Below are 21,658 nucleotides of genomic sequence, written 5' to 3'. Positions count from 1 at the left end.
TTATAATTTTATTTTTTTCTACATACAAAATTAACAATGAGAGAAAAATTTTTTTAAATTCTTTAAGAAAAATAATTCTGTATTTTTGTAATAAACATAAACAAAATAAAGATATTTTTTCTAATTTTATTAAATAAATCAGTCCCCCATTGTCAATTTATTAATTTCTATAATTTATAAATATTCTCAGATTTAACTTAAAATATAGTGATTTTATTATTTTATTAAATCTCCTTGTTCATCAGAAACTTTTATTGAACCATCTTTAAGTTTTGAAATTACATCATTAACTGCTGGCATAACATCTTCTCCAGTTAAGTTTGGATTTTCTTCTGGAATACCAACACCATCAGTAGCAATATCAAATGTTAATACTTTACCACCTTGGAATTTACCTTCTTTAAATTCTTTTACCATATTATAACTTGCTGAATTAACCTTCTTTACAGCCGAAGTAAGAACTACTGATTTTCCACTGTCTATAACACCATCATTGTATTGGTCACTATCAACACCAATAACCCATACTTCCTGACCTTGAGTAACTCTAGTCTTAGCTTCAGTTATAGCACCTGTACCAACACCACCAGCTGCACAGAATATAGCTTTAACGCCTCTGTCATACATTTGAGCTGCTAATTGTTGTCCTGCAGCAGTATCATTAAATGTTCCTTGATATACTATATTATCTTTATTTAAAGTCATTTTAGTTCCTAAGTTTTCATTAGCATATTTAATACCTTGTTGGAATCCCCAGTTAAACTTTTGAACTGCTGGTATTTCCATACCACCAATGAATCCTAGTTCTCCTTCTTTAAGTTGCATTGCTGTTGCAATTGCTGCTATAAATCCTGATTGTTGTTCTGCAAAGTATATAGCTATTGTATTTTCACCAGTTATTCCATTACCTTGATCATCTCTAGCTTCACCATCTATGATTACAAATTTTGCATCTTTGTACTTATCTTGTGCTTTACCTATTGCTGTTTCAAACTTGTATCCTGGAGTAACTATGAATTTGTATCCTGCATCATAAAGGTTACCAATTTCCTTTAAGTAATCTGATTCTGTCTCTCCTGCTGGTTGTAAGTATTTAATTTCAGTTCCGAGATCTTGTTCAGTTTGCTTTAAGCCTTCCCAAGTACCTTGATTAAATGATTTGTCATCAATTGTACCAGAGTCTGTAACCATCCCTACTTTTATTTTCTCTTCTGTAGCTGCTTTATCCCCTGAAGCTGCATCGCTTGTGTTTGAAGAACTTCCGCAACCTACAAATAATGACATTGTTAAAGTTGCGATAGCTAGTGCTGATAATAATTTCTTTTTCATGTACCTTCCTCCTAATAAATATTAAATCGTATATTATTTAAAATCATAATAATATGATCTTAATGCTAATTAATTATTTCTAATAACAATATACTTATCCTAATATTTATGAAGAAAAGTTTTATGTCACAGCACATTATTATTAGTATTCTATTTTTTTACTAATTATATGTAATATATTTAACGCTTCTTTTCTGAGCCTTTTATGATTAATTTAGGTACTATAATTACCCTTCTTTTAAAATTTTTATCAGAATCATTAAAAATATCGCAAAGCAAATTCATCGAATTTCTTCCAAGTTCCATAGGGCATTCATCAATATATGTTATTCTAATACCAAGAACATCTAAAAGATCTACCTTATCAAAGGCCACTATTGCTAAATCTTCAGGTATATTTTTATTATTTTCTTTTAATGCTTTAATAGCTCCCATTGTCATTCTATTACTTGATGTAATTAATGCAGTTGGCTTGTCTTTACTATCTAGAAGCTTCTTAGTTAGTTCATATGCTTTTTCCATACTAAACTGCCCATCTAGTATATATTTATCATTTATTTCTATATTTGCTTCTTTTAATGCTTTTTTATATCCTACCACTCTTTCAGCTGCAGGCTCTGAACTCAATATTCCTGTCATGATTCCTATTTTCGTATGTCCTTCGCTAATAAGAAGGTTTGTAGCATTAAATCCACCTAATACATTATCAACAAATATTCCACTTAATTCTTTAAATTTTAAATCTGCTGAAACCAAAACAATTGGAATATTAAGATTATTTATAGTTTCTATGTATTCTTTGTTATTTTCTTCACCAAAGCCAGGAGTCATTATTATTCCTTTTATTCTTTGCTCCTTAAGTACATTTAAAGCTCGTACTTCTTTTTCTAAATAGTTATCTGTATTAAACAATATAATGTTTAAGTTATTTGCTTCTGCGACTTCACTAATTCCTTTTATTACTTCCCCAAAGTAACTATTTGTTATATCCGGTACAATAACACCGATTGTATTAGTCTCATTTTTAGACAAGCTCCGCGCTATTGCACTAGGAGTAAAATTCATCTCTTTTATTGCAGCTTCTATTTTCTCTCTCGTAGATTGTTTAACATATCCAGAATCATTTAAAACCCTAGAAACTGTAGCAGATGAAACGCCTGCCTTCTTTGCAATATCGCTTATTGTTACCGCCATTTTAATTCACCCCAGTATTTTTATTGTGACATTTTAACATTATATAATTGTAATTTTCTCCCACAGATACATAGAATTTATCATAAGTGGTAGCGCTTTCATATTTAATAATAATATATCTACGTATTACATGTCAATTAAGAATATTATATTTTTTTATAATATTCTTAATATTATTATATAATTCATTTTTTTATCCATTATTCTTTTATTAATTATTAAATTTAAGGATACTAAAATAATTTTAGTATCCTTATTTATATTATAACTATTTAATTAAATCACCTTTTTCACTTGATACAGTAATATTTCCTGCTTTAAGTTCTGCATATAACTTTTCAACAGCAGCCATTGTACCTGAACTTAAATTTGGATTTTCTTTAGGAATACCAACACCATCATTTTGTACATCGAAATTTAATACTTTACCACCTTGGAATTTGCCTTCTTTAAAGTCTTTAATCATATCATAAGTTGCAGTATCTATTCTTTTAATTGCCGAAGTTAATACTACTGACTTATTGCCTTCGTAAATACCATCTGCGTATTGATCGCTATCAACACCAATCATCCAAACTTTTTCTCCTGAAGAAACTCTATTTTTAGCTTCAGTTATAACACCATTTCCAACTGCACCACCTGCACAGAAAATAGCATCAACTCCTCTGTCATACATTTGCGCTGCTAATTGTTGACCAGCAGCTGAATCAGTAAAAGTTCCTTGGTATACTATATTTTCGGCTTTTAAAGATATTTTAGTTCCTAAGTTTTCATTAGCATAAGCTACACCTTGTTGGAATCCGTAGTTAAATCTTTGAACTGCTGGAATTTCCATACCACCAATAAAACCAAAGTCTCCTTCTTTAATCTCTACACTTGCTGCAACTGCTGCAACAAATCCTGCTTGTTCTTCAGCAAAGTATATAGCTACTGTATTTTCTCCTACTAAAGCTTCTCCTGCTTCACTTCTTGGTTCTCCATCAAGTATAACGAAGTTTGCATCTTTATATTTATCTTGTGCTTTATATACTGAACTTTCAAACTTGTATCCTGGAGTAACTATAAATTTATATCCTGCATCATAAAGATTTCCAATTTCTTTTAAGTAGTCAGCTTCTGTTTCCCCTGCTGGTTGAAGAAATTTTGCATCTGTTCCTAACTCTTCTTTACTTCTAGATATTCCTTCCCAAGAACCTTGATTAAATGATTTATCGTCAATTGTTCCTGAGTCTGTTACCATACCTACTTTTAATTTTTCACCATTTGCTGCATTATTTGAAGAAGTACCTCCACATCCTGCAAATAATCCTAATGATACTACTGAAACTGTTAATAAAGATAATAATTTCTTTTTCATTTGTTACCTCCTATTTTGTGTATGGATAATATATGCCCATACCACAATAGCATTAATTTTTATATGTTAAATTTTAATTATCTAATTAAATTACCTTGTTCTGCTGAGACTGTGATATTACCTTGCTTAAGTTCATCATAAACTTTTTGTACAGAAGATATTGTTTCTGCACTTAGATTTGGATTTTCTGCTGGAAGCCCAACACTATCACTTGTAATATCAAAAGTTAATATCTTTCCTCCGTCAAATTTGCCTTCTTTAAACTCTTTAATCGTATTATAACTTGCAGTTTCTATCTTTTTTATTGCAGAAGTTAGGATTACTGATTTATTATCGCTATATATACCATCTGCGTATTGATCGCTATCAACACCTATAACCCAAGCTTCTTCTCCTTGTGAAGATCTTGTTTTAGCTTCTGTTATAACACCATTACCAACTCCACCAGCTGCACAGAATATAGCTTTAACACCTCTATCATACATATGAGCTGCTAATTGCTGACCAGCTGCTGAATCACTAAATGTTCCTTGGTATACTATATTTTCTGCTTTTAAAGACATATTAGTTCCTAAATTTTCATTAGCATATGCTACACCTTGTTGGAATCCCCAGTTAAATTTTTGAACGGCGCTACTTTCCATACCACCTATAAAACCAAGTTCTCCTTCTTTAAGCTCTACAGATGCTGCTACACCAACAAGAAATCCTGCTTGCTCTTCAGCAAAATATATTGCAATTGTATTATCAGCAACTGATGTATTTCCAGAGTCATCTCTTGGTTCACCATCAATTATAATAAAGTTAGCATCCTTATATTTATCTTGTGCTTTGTGCACTGCACTTTCAAATTTAAAACCTGGTAAAACTATGAATTTATATCCTGCATCATAAAGATTTCCTATTTCCTTTAAATAATCAGCTTCTGTTTCCCCTGCTGGTTGAAGATACTTAACATCAGTTCCTAATTCTTTTTGACTCTTAAGTATTCCTTCCCAACATCCTTGGTTAAATGATTTATCATCAATAGTACCTGAATCTGTTGACATACCTACTTTTAATACATCACCTTTAGATGACGTGCCAGGTGATGTGTTTCCACATCCTGCAAATAATCCTAATGATATTACTGAAACTGTTAATAAAGATAATAATTTCTTTTTCATTTGTTACCTCCTAAATTGGATATTTATAAATTTTAAAGCACAGATATATTTATCTATGATTAAAATTTTTTACAATTTCTTCTTCATTTGCTAAAACTATATGTGTATTTGTCCATTTACTATAAAAATTCCTTAGCTATAGTATTGTACTATTTTTATTAATTATGTATTATTTCGTAAATGCCCTTATAGAAAGCACTCACGCATATAATATATTATATTAATAATACTGTGTCAATAAATAAATAGCATATATTTTATATATGCTATTTAATATATTGTATATCAAATTTAATTAGTTAGTGTAACTCTATATTTATACTTATCGCCTCTGGCAATTGTAATAGTATATTCGATTATATTTTTATTTTCATAAGTTATCCTTTTAAATTTTAATGCTGGACTTCCAACATCTACTCCTAAATAAACACTTTCCAGCTTACTTGTTAATACACTTTCTATACTCTCTTCAGCAGAAGTTATTTTTATGTTAAACTTTTTTTCAAAAGCTTCATATAGAGGAATCTCTTGTATTATTTTTTCATTTAATTCTTTAAACCTTTCATATGGCAAATATGTTATTTCATATATCATTGGTATTTCATCAGCAAGTCTTAATCTTACCATTTTAAATACAAGTTCCTTTTCTTCTATTTTTAATTTTTTACTAATTGAATAATCAGCTTCTTGTATTTCAAAATTTAATAATTTGGAAGTTGGGGTCTTTCCTGCTTTTTTCATGTCCTGAGTAAAAGAACTTACTTTTGTTAAATGCTGCTCCACAACTCTGCTTGCAACAAAATTTCCTTTGCCTTGGATTTTATATATGTATTTGTTTTTCTCTAATTCATCAAGTGCTTGCCTAACTGTTGTTCTGCTTACTCCATATTTTACACATATATCTCTTTCAGATTCCAACTGTTCATTTTCTTCCATATAATTGTCAATTTTATTTATTAATATATTCATTAACTGTACATATAAAGGAGTCTTAGATTCCTTATTTATTATACTCATCTTACCTTCCCTCTTTTCACAACTTATATCCATATATCAACCGTTCATTATATTTATTTTCAAATTATTTTTTATACTTTTTTAATTATAATTTAATATCAATGAGTAGTAAATAGAGCTTACTCAAATTTGCTCTCCTTCAATAATTATATACTCTACAAATGAAATTAGCCTTTAAATAAAACACTACGTTTTATTAATGATACAAATCACATTCTTTGTTAAATATAACTAATTCAGAAACTTTGAAGATTTTTCTTACAATTTATACTATTATTTAATCATGAGATTTATTTTAATATAACTATATCATAAATCTAAACTCATAACATCGGAGATAAAATATGTATAAATTAATAGCATGCGATTTAGATGAAACTTTACTTGGAGATAATTCAAAAGTCCCTAATAAAAATATAGAAGCAATAAAAAAAGCAAGTAAATTGGGTATTAAGTTTGTACCTGCTACTGGAAGAGGACATAGATCAATAAAACCAACTTTGAAAGAATTAAATTTATTAAATAAAGAAAATGAATACACTATTTCTTTTAATGGTGGAGCAATAGTGGAAAATAATAATTATAAAATTCTAAAATTTCATGGATTGAGCTTTGATTTAGCAGATGCATTATTCAAATCCGGGCTTGAAAATAATGTATGCATTCATGTATACACTGAAAATGATGTTTTTGTTTTTAATATTAATGATGATGAAAAAGACTATATTTCAAATAGACTTAAAGGTTTTATAATCAAAGAAGATACCTCAATAGATTTTTTAAAAGATACACCTATATCTAAAGTGCTGTTCCAAAATTTAGATAGAACTTACTTAAACAATATAGAAAATAAAATTCAACATATAACAAATGATAAAGTTACTGTTACTTATTCATCAAATAGATATATAGAATTCAACTCAATTGGAGTTAATAAAGGAATTGCTGTAATTGAGCTAGGCGAAATGCTTGGAATAAAAAAAGAAGAGATTATTGCTATTGGTGATAATTTTAATGATTTGTCCATGCTAAATGCTGCCGGGCTAAGTATTGCTGTTAATAATGCAGTTCCACCAATAAAGGAAATTGTTGACTACGTATGTGAATGTAACAATAACGAAGGAGCAGTTGCAGAAGCAATAGAAAAATTTATTTTTAATTAGTTTATCTAAGTATTTATGTGCTTAAATAAACTATACTTTCCATAACCCATAATCTCTCATAATTAATATATAAAATAAAGCATATAGTCTCTGCTCCTCGCATAGACTATATGCTTTATTCTTAAGCAGAGATCCCAAATCTTGTATTTGATGTAAATTGCCGGCATTTACCACTTAGCGAGGTATGAGCTTATATCTATAGCCCTCATTTTTCTACAAGGAAAATACGTTCCTACTAATATGAGTAGGTGTTTCCTCTAAAAGAATTCCTTCCAACCCTCACAAAATAAGCAAATTTGTAAGAAGGAACTGAGCTATAATTCTCAATTCTTTTTTATAATTATTTATTTTTAATAGTCTTAATAAATCTTTCGATTCTCTTTAATGCTTCCATTATATTTTCCATTGATGAAGCATAGCAAGCTCTTATAAAACCTTCTCCGCAATCCCCAAAAGCATTACCTGGTACAACAAGAACTTTTTCTTGTCTTAATAGCTTTTCACAGAATTCATCAGACGACATTCCTAAAGATTGTATATTAGGGAATACATAAAATGCTCCAAGAGGTTCAAAACAATCTAATCCCATTTTTCTAAATCCATCAACTAGTACTCTTCTTCTTCTATTATATTCTTTTCTCATTTCTTCAACACTGTCATCGCCTTTTTTTAAAGCTTCAACCGCAGCAAATTGAGCAGTTGTTGGTGAACACATTATTGCATATTGATGTATCTTTTTCATTTGGGATATCAACGCTTTATGCCCACACAGATAACCTAATCTCCATCCAGTCATTGCATATGATTTAGAAAATCCATTTATAACTAGAGTTTTATCTTTTACTTCAGGGAATGATGCTATTGATACATGCTTCTCACCATAACAAAGCTCTGAATATATTTCATCAGAAATAATTATAACATCTTTGTCTTTTAACACATTAACAATTCCTTGAAGTTCTTCTCTCGTCATTATTGCACCTGTAGGATTGTTAGGAAATGGAATTATAACTACTTTTGTTTTAGGAGTAATAGCTTTTTCTAAATCTTCTGGCATAAGTTTAAATTCATCGCTTTCCTTGAGTTCAAGTACTTTTGCAGTAGCACCAGTGAAGGCTGTACATCCTTTATAAGCAACAAAGCTTGGCTCAGGAACTATAACTTCATCACCAGGTCCAACTAAGGCTCTAAGAGCAATATCAATTCCTTCACTACCTCCAACAGTTACAATAACTTCATCATCAGGATTATAAACTAGATCAAATCTTCTTTTTAAATACTTGCATATTTCATTTCTTAATTCAATGAAACCTGCATTAGACGAATAATGGGTATGTCCTTGTTCTATAGAATAAATACCTGCTTCTCTTACATTCCATGGAGTAACAAAGTCCGGTTCTCCAACCCCAAGAGATATTACCCCTTCCATTTCATTTACTATGTCAAAGTACTTTCTTATTCCTGATGGAGGCATATTTTTAACATTATCTTTTATCATATTTTCTATTATCATATGAATATAGCCTCCCTATCATCAAGTTTCTTTTCTTTAAATATTGTTCCATGATCTTTATATTTCTTTAATACAAAGTGAGTTGCTGTACTAAGTACATATTCTTGAACTGCTAATTTTTCTGATACAAACATAGCAACTTCCTTCATTGTTTTTCCTTCAACAATAACAGTTAAGTCAAATCCTCCAGACATTAAATAACATGCCTTAACTTGTGAGAACTTATATATTCTTTCTGCTACCTTATCAAATCCTTCTCCTCTTTGAGGTGTTATCTTAACTTCAATAAGAGCAGTTACAGTCTCACTTCCTGTGTTTTCCCAATTTATAAGAGTTGTATATCCTGCGATTATACTCTCTTCTTCATACTTTGTTATGGCTTCTCTAACTTCCTCTACAGTCTTTCCACACATTACTGCTATTTGTTCATCAGTATATCTGCTATTCTTCTCTAAAATTTCTAAGATTTCTTCCATTAAAAATCACCCTTCCATTCTATAATTACAAATAAAAAAACCTCCATCCCCAAAACAAGGGACGAAAGCTATTCTCCGCGGTACCACCCTAATAAACAATAAATATTGTTCTCTTAGTTAGAATATCAATTAATATTCTCCTTCTATAACGTGAAGTCTACGTCATTACCTAATTAAGAAGTTATCTTATTTTTCAGTAATGAAATTCAAAGGCTGCTTCTATTATGATGCTTTACTAGATTCTCACCAACTTCTAGCTCTCTTAAAAGCATGATTATAATATACTCTTCCTTATCAACATTTTTAAATATCTTTGTTTTTTATAATTATAACCTCAATGATATGAGAAATACAATAGTTTTATAAACTTTTTTCATAATTAATGATAAATATTTTTCAGACATATACTATCTATAATAAAAAATACTTAAATAATTTTATAATTGAACAAAACAAAAATCACCTACATAAATCTATTCTATGTTCAATTCTGGTATCTTAATAAAATAAATTCCTTTACGGAATCAGAAAATTTCAATAATATCTTAAATATAAATGGAACAGAAACTTTATAGCGTGGTTTCAATTTATCACTCATAATAATCTATTCATAATTTAAATCCTACATGAATATTATTATTTTTAACATACTCTATTGCTTTTTCTGTTTCTATAACTATATTAGTCTTATATTCTTCTCTTTTTAAATTAAGAATTATGGATCCTTCTTTTGAAACGTAATAACATGGCCTAATATTATTTAAAATAAATTTATATACTTCATTTATGCATTCATCATACTTACACATATCACTTTCTTCAATTATTTTAGGTACATATTCTTCTACATAAATTTCTGCACAATTAGCTACACTTTCTATATGATCTTTATTATGGCTCGGATTGTTTTTTATTTTATCTATTGATATCTTTATTTGATCAATGATAGTATCTTTCACTATTTCAAACTTAGAATCCAATTCCTTACTATTAATGCCTTTTGTTGATATTATATAATTTGGTTTTAGCCTATTTAATGTTAATGCATAAATATCCTTTAAACATTTATCACAAGTACAGACATCACTTTTCGCAATTACTTCTGCCATGCATTTTTCTACCCAAAATTCCATGGTATTAATAACATGTAACATAAAATTCCCTTCTTTACACTATAGATTTTTATATTTCCATGATTTAATATAATTATATAATATTTCTATTGCTTTTTCATTTAAAAATAGATTTAATCCTATATATTTTTATAGATGTAAATAAATTTATATATTAAACAAATTTATAGTTTGATGATATAATTATAGTATAAAATCGTATTTCATCTTCTTAAAAAGGGAGGTAAATAAAAATGGATTTATTATTTTATGGAAAAGATATAAATGATTGCTTAAATCAAGCTTCCAAAGAATTAAATATTCCTGTAGAAAATATTAAGTATAAAGTACTTAAAACTTCTGGTTTATTTAATCGAACAACAGAAATAAAAGTAACTTTAGATAAATTTAACACTGTTTCAGAGGAAATCACCAATCAAACCTTAAATGATAACGATAATTTTACATTAGATAATAATGCAAATGATAGCTTTGAATCTGGTATCAAAGTTGAAAATGGAGAAATTATTATAATTTCAGATCCTAATAATACTAATAACGAGAAATTCACCATAAGAGCCTGTGATGGAATAAATTTAAAAATAAATGATGTTCTCTGTCAATCCAAAATTCCATACCCAGTTTACGAAAACGATATCTTAAGTTATACAGCTTCCACAGTTGAATCCCATAGAAAAATGGATATTAGAATTTCTGAAGATAAAATGAACGTATATTCAATCATTGAATACACTCCAGAATACACTTATTATCTTAAAGACACATCTTTATCTAAAAATTTAGTTTTAAGAGCAAGAAAAAGACCCGGATCATATCCTAAAAAATATACGCCAAATGAACTAAAAACTGCTTTATATAACTTAAAAGTACGTAATGGAATAATTGATGAAGTATTAAATGAAGTATGCGAGGGTACACTTGGTGCAGAAATCTTAGTTGCAAAAGGTACACCTCAAGTAAATGACAAAGAAGATGAAATTAAGATTTTATTTAAACAAGAAGAAAAAAATCATTTTGATGTTGATTCTAAAGAAAAAATTGATTATAGAAATCTAAATAATTTATCTAATGTAAAAAAAGGTGAAGTTCTTGCGGTTAAAATTCCTGGTGTCATCGGAAAAAATGGATCTGATGTTTTTGGGTCAGTTCTTCCCAAAAAAACTTCACGCAGTAAGCCATTCAAAGCCACAAAAGGATGCACTATCTCAGAAAATAAAATTATTGCTACTAAATCTGGACGACCTAGTGAACAAAATGGTGTTTTCATAGTTAATGATGTCTATTCTGTCAACGATGTTGATTTAAATACTGGTAACATTAACTTTGTTGGAGATGTTGAAGTCAATAATAGTATTAATGATGGAATGAAGGTTCATGCAAAAGGCCGCCTTTTAGTCAGAAAAAATATCACATCCGCAACTGCTTCCGCAAATGGTCCTATATCTATAATGGGAAGTGTAATAAATTCTAGTATATTAGCCGGTGGGTATGATGTTGAAAGAAAAATTTACTTAGAAAATCTAAATAAATATTATTCAGATTTAACTGGTCTAATTGATGCAATTGAACTTCTTCTTGAAAAATCACCTGAAAGAAATATTGGTGAACTAATAAATGTTCTTATGGATAAAAGGTTTAAAAATATAACAAAACTTTCTATGAGTGTTTTAACTTTTAATATTTCCGCAGGAATTCAAAAAAGTGAAATATTAGACTTTATAAGAAACAAACTTATGGGTTTAAACACTTTTAATATTAAATCAATTGATGAGCTTAAATATTTTAAAGAACTAATTGAAGAAGAAATAGAAATAACAAATGATTCTTTAGAGATTCCTATAGATGTAACTTTATCTTATTGTCAAAATAGTAATATAGTATCTACAGGTAGCATTTTCATCACTGGTAAAGGTCAATTTACTTCTAAAATTAAGGCTTTTGATACCATTGAATTTACTCAGGAAAAAGCTGTTGCTAGAGGTGGAGTATTAAATGCAAGAAAATGTATAAAATTAAAAACAGTTGGAAGTGATGCAGGTGTCTTTACTACATTAGAAGTTGAAAAAGATGGTATTATAACCGCTGACATAGCTTACAATAATACAGTTTTCTGTTTTGGTAATAAGAAAAAAACATTGGAAGTTTCCGGGAGAAACGTCAAAGCTTTTATGGACAAGGATGGCGAAATCATAATTGAAAAATTCGTTCTTTAACAATTAAAAGTGATGTGAAGATTTTATAACCCTACACATCACTTTATTTTTATCCAACTTAAATATTCAATACAAATTTATCATCAACTACATCAATACTGCATTTTCCACCGTCTTTTAATTTTCCAAACAAAATTTCATCAACTAGAATATTTTTTATTTGTCCATTAATAACTCTTGAAATTTCTCTTGCACCGAACTCATGAGATGTGCCAATTTTAGCTACACGTTCAATACATTTTTGTGAAAATTCAATTTCTATTTTCTTAGCCGCAAGTTTTATCTTAAAGTCATTCAACTGCTTAGTAGCAATATCAACAGCCATTTTATCATTAATATGATTAAACACTACAATTTTATCAAGTCTATTTCTAAATTCAGGAGTAAAATAGCGTTTAACTTCCTCCATAATAGCTTCTCCTTTAACTTCACGATTTCCAAAGCCAATAAGTTGCTTTCCTATATTTTTAGCTCCTGCGTTTGATGTCATTATTATGATAGTATTTTTAAAATCTGCTTTTCTGCCTTTATTATCAGTCAGTGTCGCATAATCCATAACTTGTAATAAAACGCTCACTATATCTTCATGTGCTTTTTCAACTTCATCTAAAAGCAATACACAATGCGGAGTCTTTCTTATTGTATCAGTTAAAAGTCCACCTTCCTCATACCCAACATATCCTGGAGGTGATCCTATAAGCTTAGCTGCTGCATGCTTTTCAGTATATTCACTCATATCGAAACGTACAAGTTCTATTCCTAAAGAAGATGCTAATGTTTTTGCTATTTCAGTCTTACCAACACCAGTTGGTCCAACAAAAAGCATTGAAGCTATTGGTTTTTCATCATCTGTAAGTCCTGCTCTAGACATCTTTATACATCTTACTATTTCTTCAATAGCTATATCTTGATTAAATATTCTTGTCTTTAAATTTTCTTCCAAATGTTCCAAACTATTGATCTCATTAGTCTCAACACTTTGCTTTGGAATACTACATACTTTTGATATTACACTCTCAATTATCTTTTCATCAACAGTTATTTTTTCATCAGTACTTTCAATAGTATTACGTGCGTAAGCTCCTGCTTCATCGATAATATCAATAGCTTTATCTGGTAAAAACTTATCCTTAATAAATTTATCACTTAATATAACTGAACTTTTAATAGCCTCATCTGTATATTCAACATTATGGTATTCTTCATAGCTAGTCCTTATTCCATTTAGTATTTCAATAGCTTCCTTAATTGATGGTTGCTTAACATCTATAGTCTGAAATCTTCTGCTTAAAGCTTTATCCTTTTCAAAATGCTTTTTATATTCATCAAATGTAGTGGCTCCAATGAATTTTATTTTTCCATCTGTAAGATATGGCTTAAGTAAATTTGATGCATCTAAAGCTCCACCATTTAATGCTCCAGCCCCAACAATACTATGAATTTCATCAATATATACAATTGGATTTTTAATTTTGCTTATTAAATCAAGTATCTTCTTAATTCTTTCTTCAAAATCTCCTCTATACTTTGTTCCAGCAATAACAGATCCAATATCTAAAGAAAATATCTTACTGTCTTTAAGTTTATCTGGAACATTTCCATCCACTATAAGCTTTGCAAGTCCAAGAGTAATAGCAGTTTTACCAACTCCAGATTCTCCTATATGGATTGGATTATTTTTATTTCTTCTACAAAGAATTTGAATTGTTCTATCTAGTATATCTTTTCTCCCTATAAGTGGATCTAAGTTTTCCTCTTTAGCTTTTTCTGTTAAATCAATAGTAAATTTATGAAGAAAAGCATCTTCTCTCTTTTTAGTTTTAGCTTCTTCACTAAGTTCTAACTCATCTCTATTATTATCATCAGAATTATCTTCTTTATCTTCTGAAATAAACTCATCCGTATCAGATCTATGGCAAAGTTTATATAATAATTCTCCTTTTATTATTCCTTCCTGTTGTAGATAATACAGCGCATAACTCTCTTCCAAATCAAAAAATGCCGCCATTATATGTTCTACATCAATAGCATCTCTCTGACTATATCTAACTTGTTCATTCGCTCTAAGTATAACCTTTTGAAAATCTATACTTTCTTGAGGTTCTCCAGTTTTTCTACTTATATATGTCTTTATATATGTTGCTAAGTTATATCTTAATCCACCTATATCTCCACCTAATTCTTCGATTGCATTCATAATAGTGTCATCAAATGTAGCTGCATACAGCAAATGTTCTGGTGTAATATATTCACTATTTCTCTCTTTTGCTTCTTCGTATGCTTTTACAAGTATATTGTTTACTTCACTTGTAACCTTCATAACTATACCTCCTCAACTGTAAGTTTGAAAGGAAAATCTTGTTCCTTTGCGAGTGACATTGCTGTAGTAGCTTTTGTAACAGCAATATCATAACTATATATTCCTGCTACCCCTATTCCTTTTTCATGTACATCAAGCATTATTTTTTCTGCTTCAACTATATTTTTATTAAATATTGACATAAGAACATGTATAACAAATTCCATAGTAGTATAATCATCATTATACATTATCACTTTATAATCTTTTGGCTTTTTTATTTTTATTTTCCCTTCGCTTTTTACCTTAGTAATAGTCCCTACACTCATCTATCTCTATTCCCTCCTGGGTAGTCTTATAGAACTCTATATTATATACTAATTTTCTATAAACTTTTCTTACTTTTAATATACAATAATTAGTTTAATTAATCAAAGTTATTATCAAGATTTCTAATTTATACAATTAATTATAACTCATTTCAAAAAAAGGATTCAAAATCCTGAATCCTCTCTCTCTAAATTATATAAGTTTATCTTTACGTTAATAATATTTCTGATTTTCACATTAAATTTGTATATAATTACGCTTATCTTCATTAGTTTTATTATATTCTAAATTTTAATTACTTAGCTACATTTCCTGCTACATTAAGCGCATCCCAAGTTCTAGCAAATGGTGGTGCATAACATAAGTCAAGCATTCCAAGTTCTCTAGTTGTAAGTTTACCATAAATACATGCAGCAATTACATTGACTCTCTGCACTGCATCCTTGTATCCGGCAACCTGCCCACCTAAAATCACTTTTGTATCTGCATCATAAATTAATTTTATATAAATTTTGTTTTGTCCTGGATAATAACTTGTTTGATTCATATCTGATATAAATGTAGTCTTGTAGTTTAATCCAAGCGCTTCTGCTTTACTTTCAGTTATACCAGTTCTTCCGGCTTCCATATCTAAAACCTTAATACAGCTTGATGATAAAGAACCTTGGAACGCAATATCATTTCCACCTATATTTTCACCTACTATACGTCCAAGTTTATTAGCCCCTGTTGCAAGTGGTACATAAGCATCTTCGTTTGTTACTATTTGCTTAATAGTTGCGCAATCTCCTGCTGCATAAACATCTTCAATTGATGTTCTTCCATATTCATCTACTATGATTGCTCCATTCTTAAGCATTTTAAGCTTATCACTTTTTATAAATCCAGTATTAGGTCTAACTCCAGTTGCTACAATTACTATGTCTGCTTCTATTTCTCTATTACTGCTTATAACCTTTTTAACTCTATTATCTTCACCTACAAGTTCTTTAACAGTTTCATTAAGATATAGGTCTACACCTTTACTTCTTAATTCCTCTTCTAATAAATCTGTTATTTCTTTATCAAATACATCTTTTAATATTCTATCTTCCAATTGGAAAACAGACACTTCTTTATTATTATGCTTAGCAGCTTCTACAGCTTCAAGTCCAATAAATCCTGCACCAATTATTGCGATTTTTTTGTTTTTCTCATCGCTTATAAGATGCTTTAACATCTTCCCATCTTCCATGCTTTTCAATGTATATACATTTTCAAGCTCTAAATTTTTTATTGGTGGAATTATGCTACTTGAACCTGTAGCAATCATAAGCTTATCATAGCTATCATCAAAAGTTTCATTACTTTTTATATCTTTAACAGTAACTTTTTTATTATCAAAATCTATATTTATTACTTCATGTTCAAGCTTAACATCTACTCCACTTTTAATAAATGCTTCTGGAGTTCTTGCAATCATGTTTTCTGAATCATTAAAAAAGTTTCCAACAAAGTAAGGTAATCCACATGCTCCAAAAGAAACTATTTTAGATTTTTCATACATTATTATTTCAGCATCTTTATGGATTCTTCTAAGTTTAGCTGCTGCACTTGTCCCTGCTGCAATACCTCCAATTATTATAACTTTCATTTGTTTTCCTCCTATATTTTTATATACATTATATGATATAAAGTATATTTATTTTTCTATTTATCTTTAGTAGTTTAAGTTTAAATTTAATATTTTATAATATAATTTATGGTTAAATCATAATTATTTTGATACGAGTTGTCAATATATCCTATCAGTTTACTCTTATTAATTTCAAATTTATAATTCAGAAAAAAGTGCGTTAGCACGAATATTTTATATTACAGCAATATGGTATATACTATATAAAATTCTTATAGTACAAAAAATATTCAACACTCATAAAGACATTCAGTAGAAATATAATCTGTTAACGCTATAAGCCTATGTTTTAAAATAATGTTGTTAACATTATTTTTTATATAATATATAAAACAATTCTTACATACTATCTAATTAAAATTTCATTTTAAAGCATTACATTTTTTAGATAAATAATGTATTAAATCAAGTTGTTGATCTCAATTTAATACATTATTAACAAAATAATTTTTAGATAAATCATATGTAAAATCAAGACTATTAAATTTCTTGTAAACATTAAAAATAATAAAATATGAAAGATATCCTTCTAAATATTTAGTCGCTACTCCTTTAAATCCACCTATCCATCTTTTCAAATTACCTCTAAATTTTTTTATACATTCTTCTCTATATGCATTTAAAGTTATTCCTTTATTGTGTTTCTTTGCAACATTCATCATATATCTGTCGTAGTCTGACACTATGTATGAATTTTCTTCTATTTTTGAATATACTAAATTTTTAAAACTATCTTCACTCCAATAATCCTTGCATATTGGAACTATAATCATTGAATCGTGTCGATCTCTTGCTGCTACAATCCATATATTTTTTCTTTCTGAGGTAGTAATATTTCTGCATCCTTTAAAATTTTCCTTTTCAATTGCTTTTGTTATAAAAACTTTCCCTTCTAATTTATCAGCCATTATCTCCTGAAGCATCCCATGCATAACTTTATGTCTCCATATGAACGCTGTTCTTATGTTTATTTCTAATATTTTTGAACATGCTCTTAAAGAAATCTTTTGAAGCATTAATTCCATAAATTCAATCCATTTTTCTGGGTCTTTTTTTGAATAACGCCATAAAGCTTTTGTAGTTTTAGAAAAAGTTTTTTCGCATTCTTTGCATTTATATCTCTGAATTCCTTTATATTTTCCAAACTTAATATAACTTTTTCCATTACAATTTGGACATTCTTTAATACATCTATTTTTATAGATATCATATTTCAAAAGATTTCCTGTATGTTTTCCCAATTTTTCAAAATTACTATCTTCTTGTACCATAATAATCTCCTATATCAAAATAAAACTATTATTTTGATACTTTCCACAAAACAGCATTTCTAAACATAACAACATTTTATTAAAACATATATATATGTTTAAGCAATAATATCAATAATGCTTATTCATTCCTCAAGTTATTGATTTTTATGTATCTGCATACTCAAAAATATTAGAATCGATAGTTTTGGAAATAGAAAGAGCTATTTAGAGTATTATTGTTGGTTGATTTTAAGAAAGAAAGTTTAAAAAACTAAGGTTATAAAGAAAAATTTTAAAATGAAGAATAAGTAAAAATTAAACACCCAAATCATATATTATTTGGGTGTTTTAGACTGTTAATTAATTAGCCTTTATACGCTATAACTTCAACTTCACATAAAACATTTTTAGGAAGTTCTTTAACTGCAACGCAAGAACGTGCAGGCTTACTTATAAAATACTCTCCATATATTTCATTAAACTTTCCAAAGTCAGACATATTAGCAAGGAAGCAAGTAGTCTTAACTACATTTTCAAATTTTACATTATTTGCTTCTAATATCGCACTAATGTTTTTCATAACTTGAGTTGTTTGTTCTTCAATAGTTGTTCCAACAACCTCACCTGATTTTGGGCATAAAGCAATTTGTCCTGATGTAAATAATAAGTCTCCAACTGAAACTGCTTGTGAATATGGTCCTATAGCAGCTGGTGCTTTATCTGTATTTGTGATTTTTAACATAATAATTCCTCCTGATTTTTCATATTAATTGTTTAATAATAGTTAATTAAAATTTATCTTTTATCAACTTATATTATATTTTACAACTAAAATCGTAATAAAAAAAGTTATGAAAACAGAAATTTATACATCATTGCTTCATAACTTATCTCAATTATATCACAATTCCTTAATGCCATTCAACCAATTGTACGTCTTAAATATATGATAATTTAAGATATATGAACTACTAAAAACTTCATAGTATACTTCAATTTTATCTAGATGATTTAAATTTTATTGATAAGCACATAAAAATATATTGACATTTTTTTCTTGCTATTATATTATTGTATTAAGAACTTAGTACAATAATATAATAATACAAAAGGAGTGAGATTATGACATGGCAATTCACAGATGATAGACCAATATATTTGCAACTTATGGAACAGATTCAACTAAAAATAATATGTGGCCAATATAAAGTTGGAGAAAAACTTCCATCAGTTAGAGACTTAGCAAGTGAGGCTGCTGTCAATCCAAATACAATGCAAAAAGCTCTTTCAGAGCTTGAAAGAATCGGTTTGGTTTTTAGCCAGAGAACAAGTGGTAGATTTATTACGGAGGATAGTAATATGGTTGAAAATATGAGAAAAGATTTAGCAAGAGAGCAAATTGAAAAATTTTTAAATAACATGGAAAAGATAGGCTTTGGCAGAAAAGAAGCTATTGCGCTTATGGAAAATATTGCAAAGGAGATGAAATAATAATGAACACTAATAATTTAACTACTTCTCCTACTAATGATGAAATATTAAATGATAATCCTATACTTGAATGTAAAAACTTAGTTAAGACCTTTTCTAACAAACAAGCTTTGAAAGGAATAAACCTTTCAATAAAAAGAGGTAGAATTGTTGGTCTTCTTGGACCAAATGGTAGCGGGAAAAGTACATTAACCAAAATTGCTAATGGCCTTTTAACTCCTACAAGTGGTGAAATTTTAATAAATGGAATGCATCCTGGAATTGAAACTAAAAAGATGGTTTCATACTTGCCTGAAAGAACCTATTTAAATGATTGGATGAAAGTTTCTGATATCATAAGCTTCTTTAGAGATTTTTATGAAAATTTTAACTCTGAAAAAGCTTATGATATGCTAAAAAAGCTAAATATTAATCCTAATGATAAATTAAAAACTATGTCAAAGGGTACCAAAGAAAAGGTTCAGCTTATTCTAGTGATGAGCAGAGAAGCAAAACTTTATTTTCTAGATGAACCAATAGCCGGTGTTGATCCTGCTGCAAGAGATTATATATTAAACACAATATTAACTAACTATAATGAAGATGCTACTATTATAATAACTACTCATCTTATTTCAGATATAGAGCGAATACTAGATGATGTCATCTTCATTTCACACGGTGAGATAGCTCTTGAAAAGACTGTTGATGAAATTAGAGAAGATGAAGGAAAAAGTGTTGATTCTTTATTTAGGGAGGTGTTCAAATGTTAGGAAAGTTATTAAAATATGAATTTAAAGCAACAAGTAGAATATTATTACCCCTTTATGGTGCTCTTTTAATCTTTGCTTTTATCGTAAAAATATTTATTGGGACTAAATTAGATGGCGTAAACATGGACTTTCTTGGCGGAATACCTGCTGTAGTTAGCATATTTACCTATGGTGCTACAATGGCAGCCGTATTTATAGTAACAATATTTATAATAATACAGCGTTTTTATAAAAACTTACTTGGTGATGAAGGTTATTTAATGAATACACTTCCTGTTTCTACAACTTCAAATATATCTTCAAAACTTATTTCTGCTATAATTTGGAGTTTAGTTAGTATTTTTGTTGCTATATTATCAATAATAATCATGATGTATAACAGAGAAGCATTTGGTAACTTCTTTTCAATAATACCTGAAGCATTTTCTAAAGCTTACTCTGAATTTGGTAGATTGCTTATACTTGTAGGTATAGAATTCTTAGTAGCTGGTTTACTACAACTTGCTTTAAATATCACTTTAATATATACTTCAATTTCAATCGGACACTTATTGCCTAAAATGAAGATTCTTGGATCATTTGGTGCCTTCATAGTTTTAAATATAATTATGAATACAATTTTCTCATCAATTATGCTTTTAATTCCTAATAGTTTTAGTGAATATATGAGTTTAGTGTTCCAATCTAATATGACAGCACTTGTACATCTTATAGGCTTAGGAGCTGCCTTTATAAATGCCCTTTGGTTTACTATATTCTTCTTAATCACTAGATATATATTGAAAAATAAACTTAATTTGGAATAACAGTAAAAATATATAAAGTATTTAACAAAATATCGATAATTAAATATGTAATATTTTCAATACTTTGTATGATAATAGAAAAGGAGTTGATTTTGATTAAATTATTATTGAAGCTATCAATACCACTTATAATTTTTATAGGTATATTTATATGTTTTCAAACATTTATTTTTAATGATAAGAATTATATGACATCTAATTTATCTTCATTCGATCAGTATACTATAAACAATAATAATGATTCAAAGTCATCTGATTCTTTTAAGCATATAGGATCTTTATTATTATCAGATAAAAATAATGAAGAACATAATGATAGATCTTCTTCTAGAGAAATCAGAAAGCTAATCCAAAACACTAGTCGATGTATAAGATCTAAATTTCTGCCTATAAAGTAGTTTTTATCTAAAAATTTAAGGATACAGCCTAAAATACTGTATCCTTATTTATTTAATTTTTTATATACTATTAATGGCCTACATAGCAACTCT

At 28.4% G+C, this 21,658-nt stretch carries 19 protein-coding genes and 1 other annotated feature; of the genes, 6 read left to right on the top strand and 13 right to left on the bottom strand.

Annotated elements, in window-relative coordinates:
* Nucleotides 1-216: 216 nt before the first annotated feature.
* The 5 genes from BN2920_RS07345 to BN2920_RS07325 form a co-directional block, all read right to left on the bottom strand.
* Nucleotides 217-1,329: a BMP family lipoprotein gene (locus tag BN2920_RS07345; protein ID WP_058294383.1), complete on the bottom strand. Its 1,113-nt coding sequence runs from the start codon at nt 1,327-1,329 to the stop codon at nt 217-219.
* A 180-nt stretch (nt 1,330-1,509) separates the two neighbouring features.
* Nucleotides 1,510-2,523: a LacI family DNA-binding transcriptional regulator gene (locus BN2920_RS07340; RefSeq protein ID WP_058294382.1), complete on the bottom strand. Its 1,014-nt coding sequence runs from the start codon at nt 2,521-2,523 to the stop codon at nt 1,510-1,512.
* Between the two features lie 268 nt (nt 2,524-2,791).
* Nucleotides 2,792-3,880 carry a BMP family lipoprotein gene (locus BN2920_RS07335; protein WP_058294381.1) on the bottom strand — a complete coding sequence of 363 codons (1,089 nt, stop codon included), beginning with the start codon at nt 3,878-3,880 and terminating at the stop codon, nt 2,792-2,794.
* Between the two features lie 77 nt (nt 3,881-3,957).
* Nucleotides 3,958-5,046, bottom strand: coding sequence for a BMP family lipoprotein (locus BN2920_RS07330; protein WP_058294380.1), 1,089 nt, complete (start codon nt 5,044-5,046; stop codon nt 3,958-3,960).
* A gap of 291 nt (nt 5,047-5,337) precedes the next feature.
* The gene (locus BN2920_RS07325) at nt 5,338-6,063 is read right to left on the bottom strand and encodes a GntR family transcriptional regulator (protein WP_058294379.1); all 726 of its coding nucleotides are present in this window, start codon (nt 6,061-6,063) and stop codon (nt 5,338-5,340) included.
* Nucleotides 6,064-6,407: 344 nt separating this feature from the next.
* On the opposite strand from BN2920_RS07325, the gene BN2920_RS07320 reads away from it, so the two are divergent.
* Entirely contained in the window at nt 6,408-7,226 is an 819-nt protein-coding gene (locus tag BN2920_RS07320; RefSeq protein ID WP_058294378.1) for a Cof-type HAD-IIB family hydrolase, read from the top strand.
* Between the two features lie 340 nt (nt 7,227-7,566).
* On the opposite strand, the gene BN2920_RS07315 is transcribed toward BN2920_RS07320, so the two are convergent.
* From BN2920_RS07315 to BN2920_RS07305, 3 genes are all read right to left on the bottom strand, one after another.
* Nucleotides 7,567-8,739: an aminotransferase class I/II-fold pyridoxal phosphate-dependent enzyme gene (locus BN2920_RS07315; RefSeq protein WP_058294377.1), complete on the bottom strand. Its 1,173-nt coding sequence runs from the start codon at nt 8,737-8,739 to the stop codon at nt 7,567-7,569.
* Complete coding sequence (locus BN2920_RS07310) at nt 8,736-9,215, bottom strand: Lrp/AsnC family transcriptional regulator (RefSeq protein WP_058294376.1); 480 nt, start codon at nt 9,213-9,215, stop codon at nt 8,736-8,738. Before BN2920_RS07310 ends, BN2920_RS07315 begins: the two co-directional genes overlap by 4 nt.
* Before the next feature lie 54 nt (nt 9,216-9,269).
* Nucleotides 9,270-9,522: a binding site (T-box leader), on the bottom strand.
* Between the two features lie 301 nt (nt 9,523-9,823).
* Nucleotides 9,824-10,369, bottom strand: coding sequence for a late competence development ComFB family protein (locus BN2920_RS07305; RefSeq protein ID WP_058294375.1), 546 nt, complete (start codon nt 10,367-10,369; stop codon nt 9,824-9,826).
* A gap of 212 nt (nt 10,370-10,581) precedes the next feature.
* Here BN2920_RS07305 and BN2920_RS07300 point away from each other — a divergent pair, with 212 nt between their 5' ends.
* Nucleotides 10,582-12,561: a DUF342 domain-containing protein gene (locus BN2920_RS07300; RefSeq protein WP_058294374.1), complete on the top strand. Its 1,980-nt coding sequence runs from the start codon at nt 10,582-10,584 to the stop codon at nt 12,559-12,561.
* 58 nt (nt 12,562-12,619) lie between these two features.
* Here the strand turns inward: BN2920_RS07300 and clpA are convergent, their stop codons facing one another.
* The 5 genes from clpA to BN2920_RS07275 form a co-directional block, all read right to left on the bottom strand.
* Nucleotides 12,620-14,881: an ATP-dependent Clp protease ATP-binding subunit ClpA gene (gene clpA / locus BN2920_RS07295; RefSeq protein ID WP_058294373.1), complete on the bottom strand. Its 2,262-nt coding sequence runs from the start codon at nt 14,879-14,881 to the stop codon at nt 12,620-12,622.
* A gap of 2 nt (nt 14,882-14,883) precedes the next feature.
* Nucleotides 14,884-15,189, bottom strand: coding sequence for an ATP-dependent Clp protease adaptor ClpS (locus tag BN2920_RS07290; protein ID WP_058294372.1), 306 nt, complete (start codon nt 15,187-15,189; stop codon nt 14,884-14,886).
* A 296-nt stretch (nt 15,190-15,485) separates the two neighbouring features.
* The gene (locus BN2920_RS07285; RefSeq protein ID WP_058294371.1) at nt 15,486-16,823 is read right to left on the bottom strand and encodes a CoA-disulfide reductase; all 1,338 of its coding nucleotides are present in this window, start codon (nt 16,821-16,823) and stop codon (nt 15,486-15,488) included.
* A 461-nt stretch (nt 16,824-17,284) separates the two neighbouring features.
* A complete protein-coding gene (locus BN2920_RS07280; RefSeq protein ID WP_058294370.1) occupies nt 17,285-18,136 on the bottom strand; it encodes a transposase-like zinc-binding domain-containing protein in 852 nt (283 codons plus the stop codon).
* A gap of 346 nt (nt 18,137-18,482) precedes the next feature.
* Nucleotides 18,483-18,860 carry a RidA family protein gene (locus BN2920_RS07275; RefSeq protein WP_058294369.1) on the bottom strand — a complete coding sequence of 126 codons (378 nt, stop codon included), beginning with the start codon at nt 18,858-18,860 and terminating at the stop codon, nt 18,483-18,485.
* Between the two features lie 380 nt (nt 18,861-19,240).
* Between BN2920_RS07275 and BN2920_RS07270 the strand changes: the two genes are divergently transcribed.
* The 4 genes from BN2920_RS07270 to BN2920_RS07255 all read left to right on the top strand — a co-directional run bounded on the left by BN2920_RS07270 (nt 19,241) and on the right by BN2920_RS07255 (nt 21,565).
* Entirely contained in the window at nt 19,241-19,609 is a 369-nt protein-coding gene (locus BN2920_RS07270; RefSeq protein WP_058294368.1) for a GntR family transcriptional regulator, read from the top strand.
* A gap of 2 nt (nt 19,610-19,611) precedes the next feature.
* Complete coding sequence (locus BN2920_RS07265; RefSeq protein ID WP_058294367.1) at nt 19,612-20,361, top strand: ABC transporter ATP-binding protein; 750 nt, start codon at nt 19,612-19,614, stop codon at nt 20,359-20,361.
* Nucleotides 20,355-21,167 carry a hypothetical protein gene (locus tag BN2920_RS07260; protein ID WP_058294366.1) on the top strand — a complete coding sequence of 271 codons (813 nt, stop codon included), beginning with the start codon at nt 20,355-20,357 and terminating at the stop codon, nt 21,165-21,167. The genes BN2920_RS07265 and BN2920_RS07260 overlap by 7 nt, the downstream gene beginning before the upstream one ends.
* Nucleotides 21,168-21,259: 92 nt before the next feature.
* Entirely contained in the window at nt 21,260-21,565 is a 306-nt protein-coding gene (locus BN2920_RS07255) for a hypothetical protein (RefSeq protein WP_058294365.1), read from the top strand.
* The last annotated feature ends 93 nt before the right edge of the window (nt 21,566-21,658 follow it).

The organism is Clostridium neonatale (assembly GCF_001458595.1).
Classification (GTDB): Bacteria; Bacillota; Clostridia; order Clostridiales; family Clostridiaceae; genus Clostridium; species Clostridium neonatale.
The sequence above is the reverse complement of the archived record's forward strand: the minus strand, read 5'-3'. Positions and strand labels throughout refer to the sequence as shown.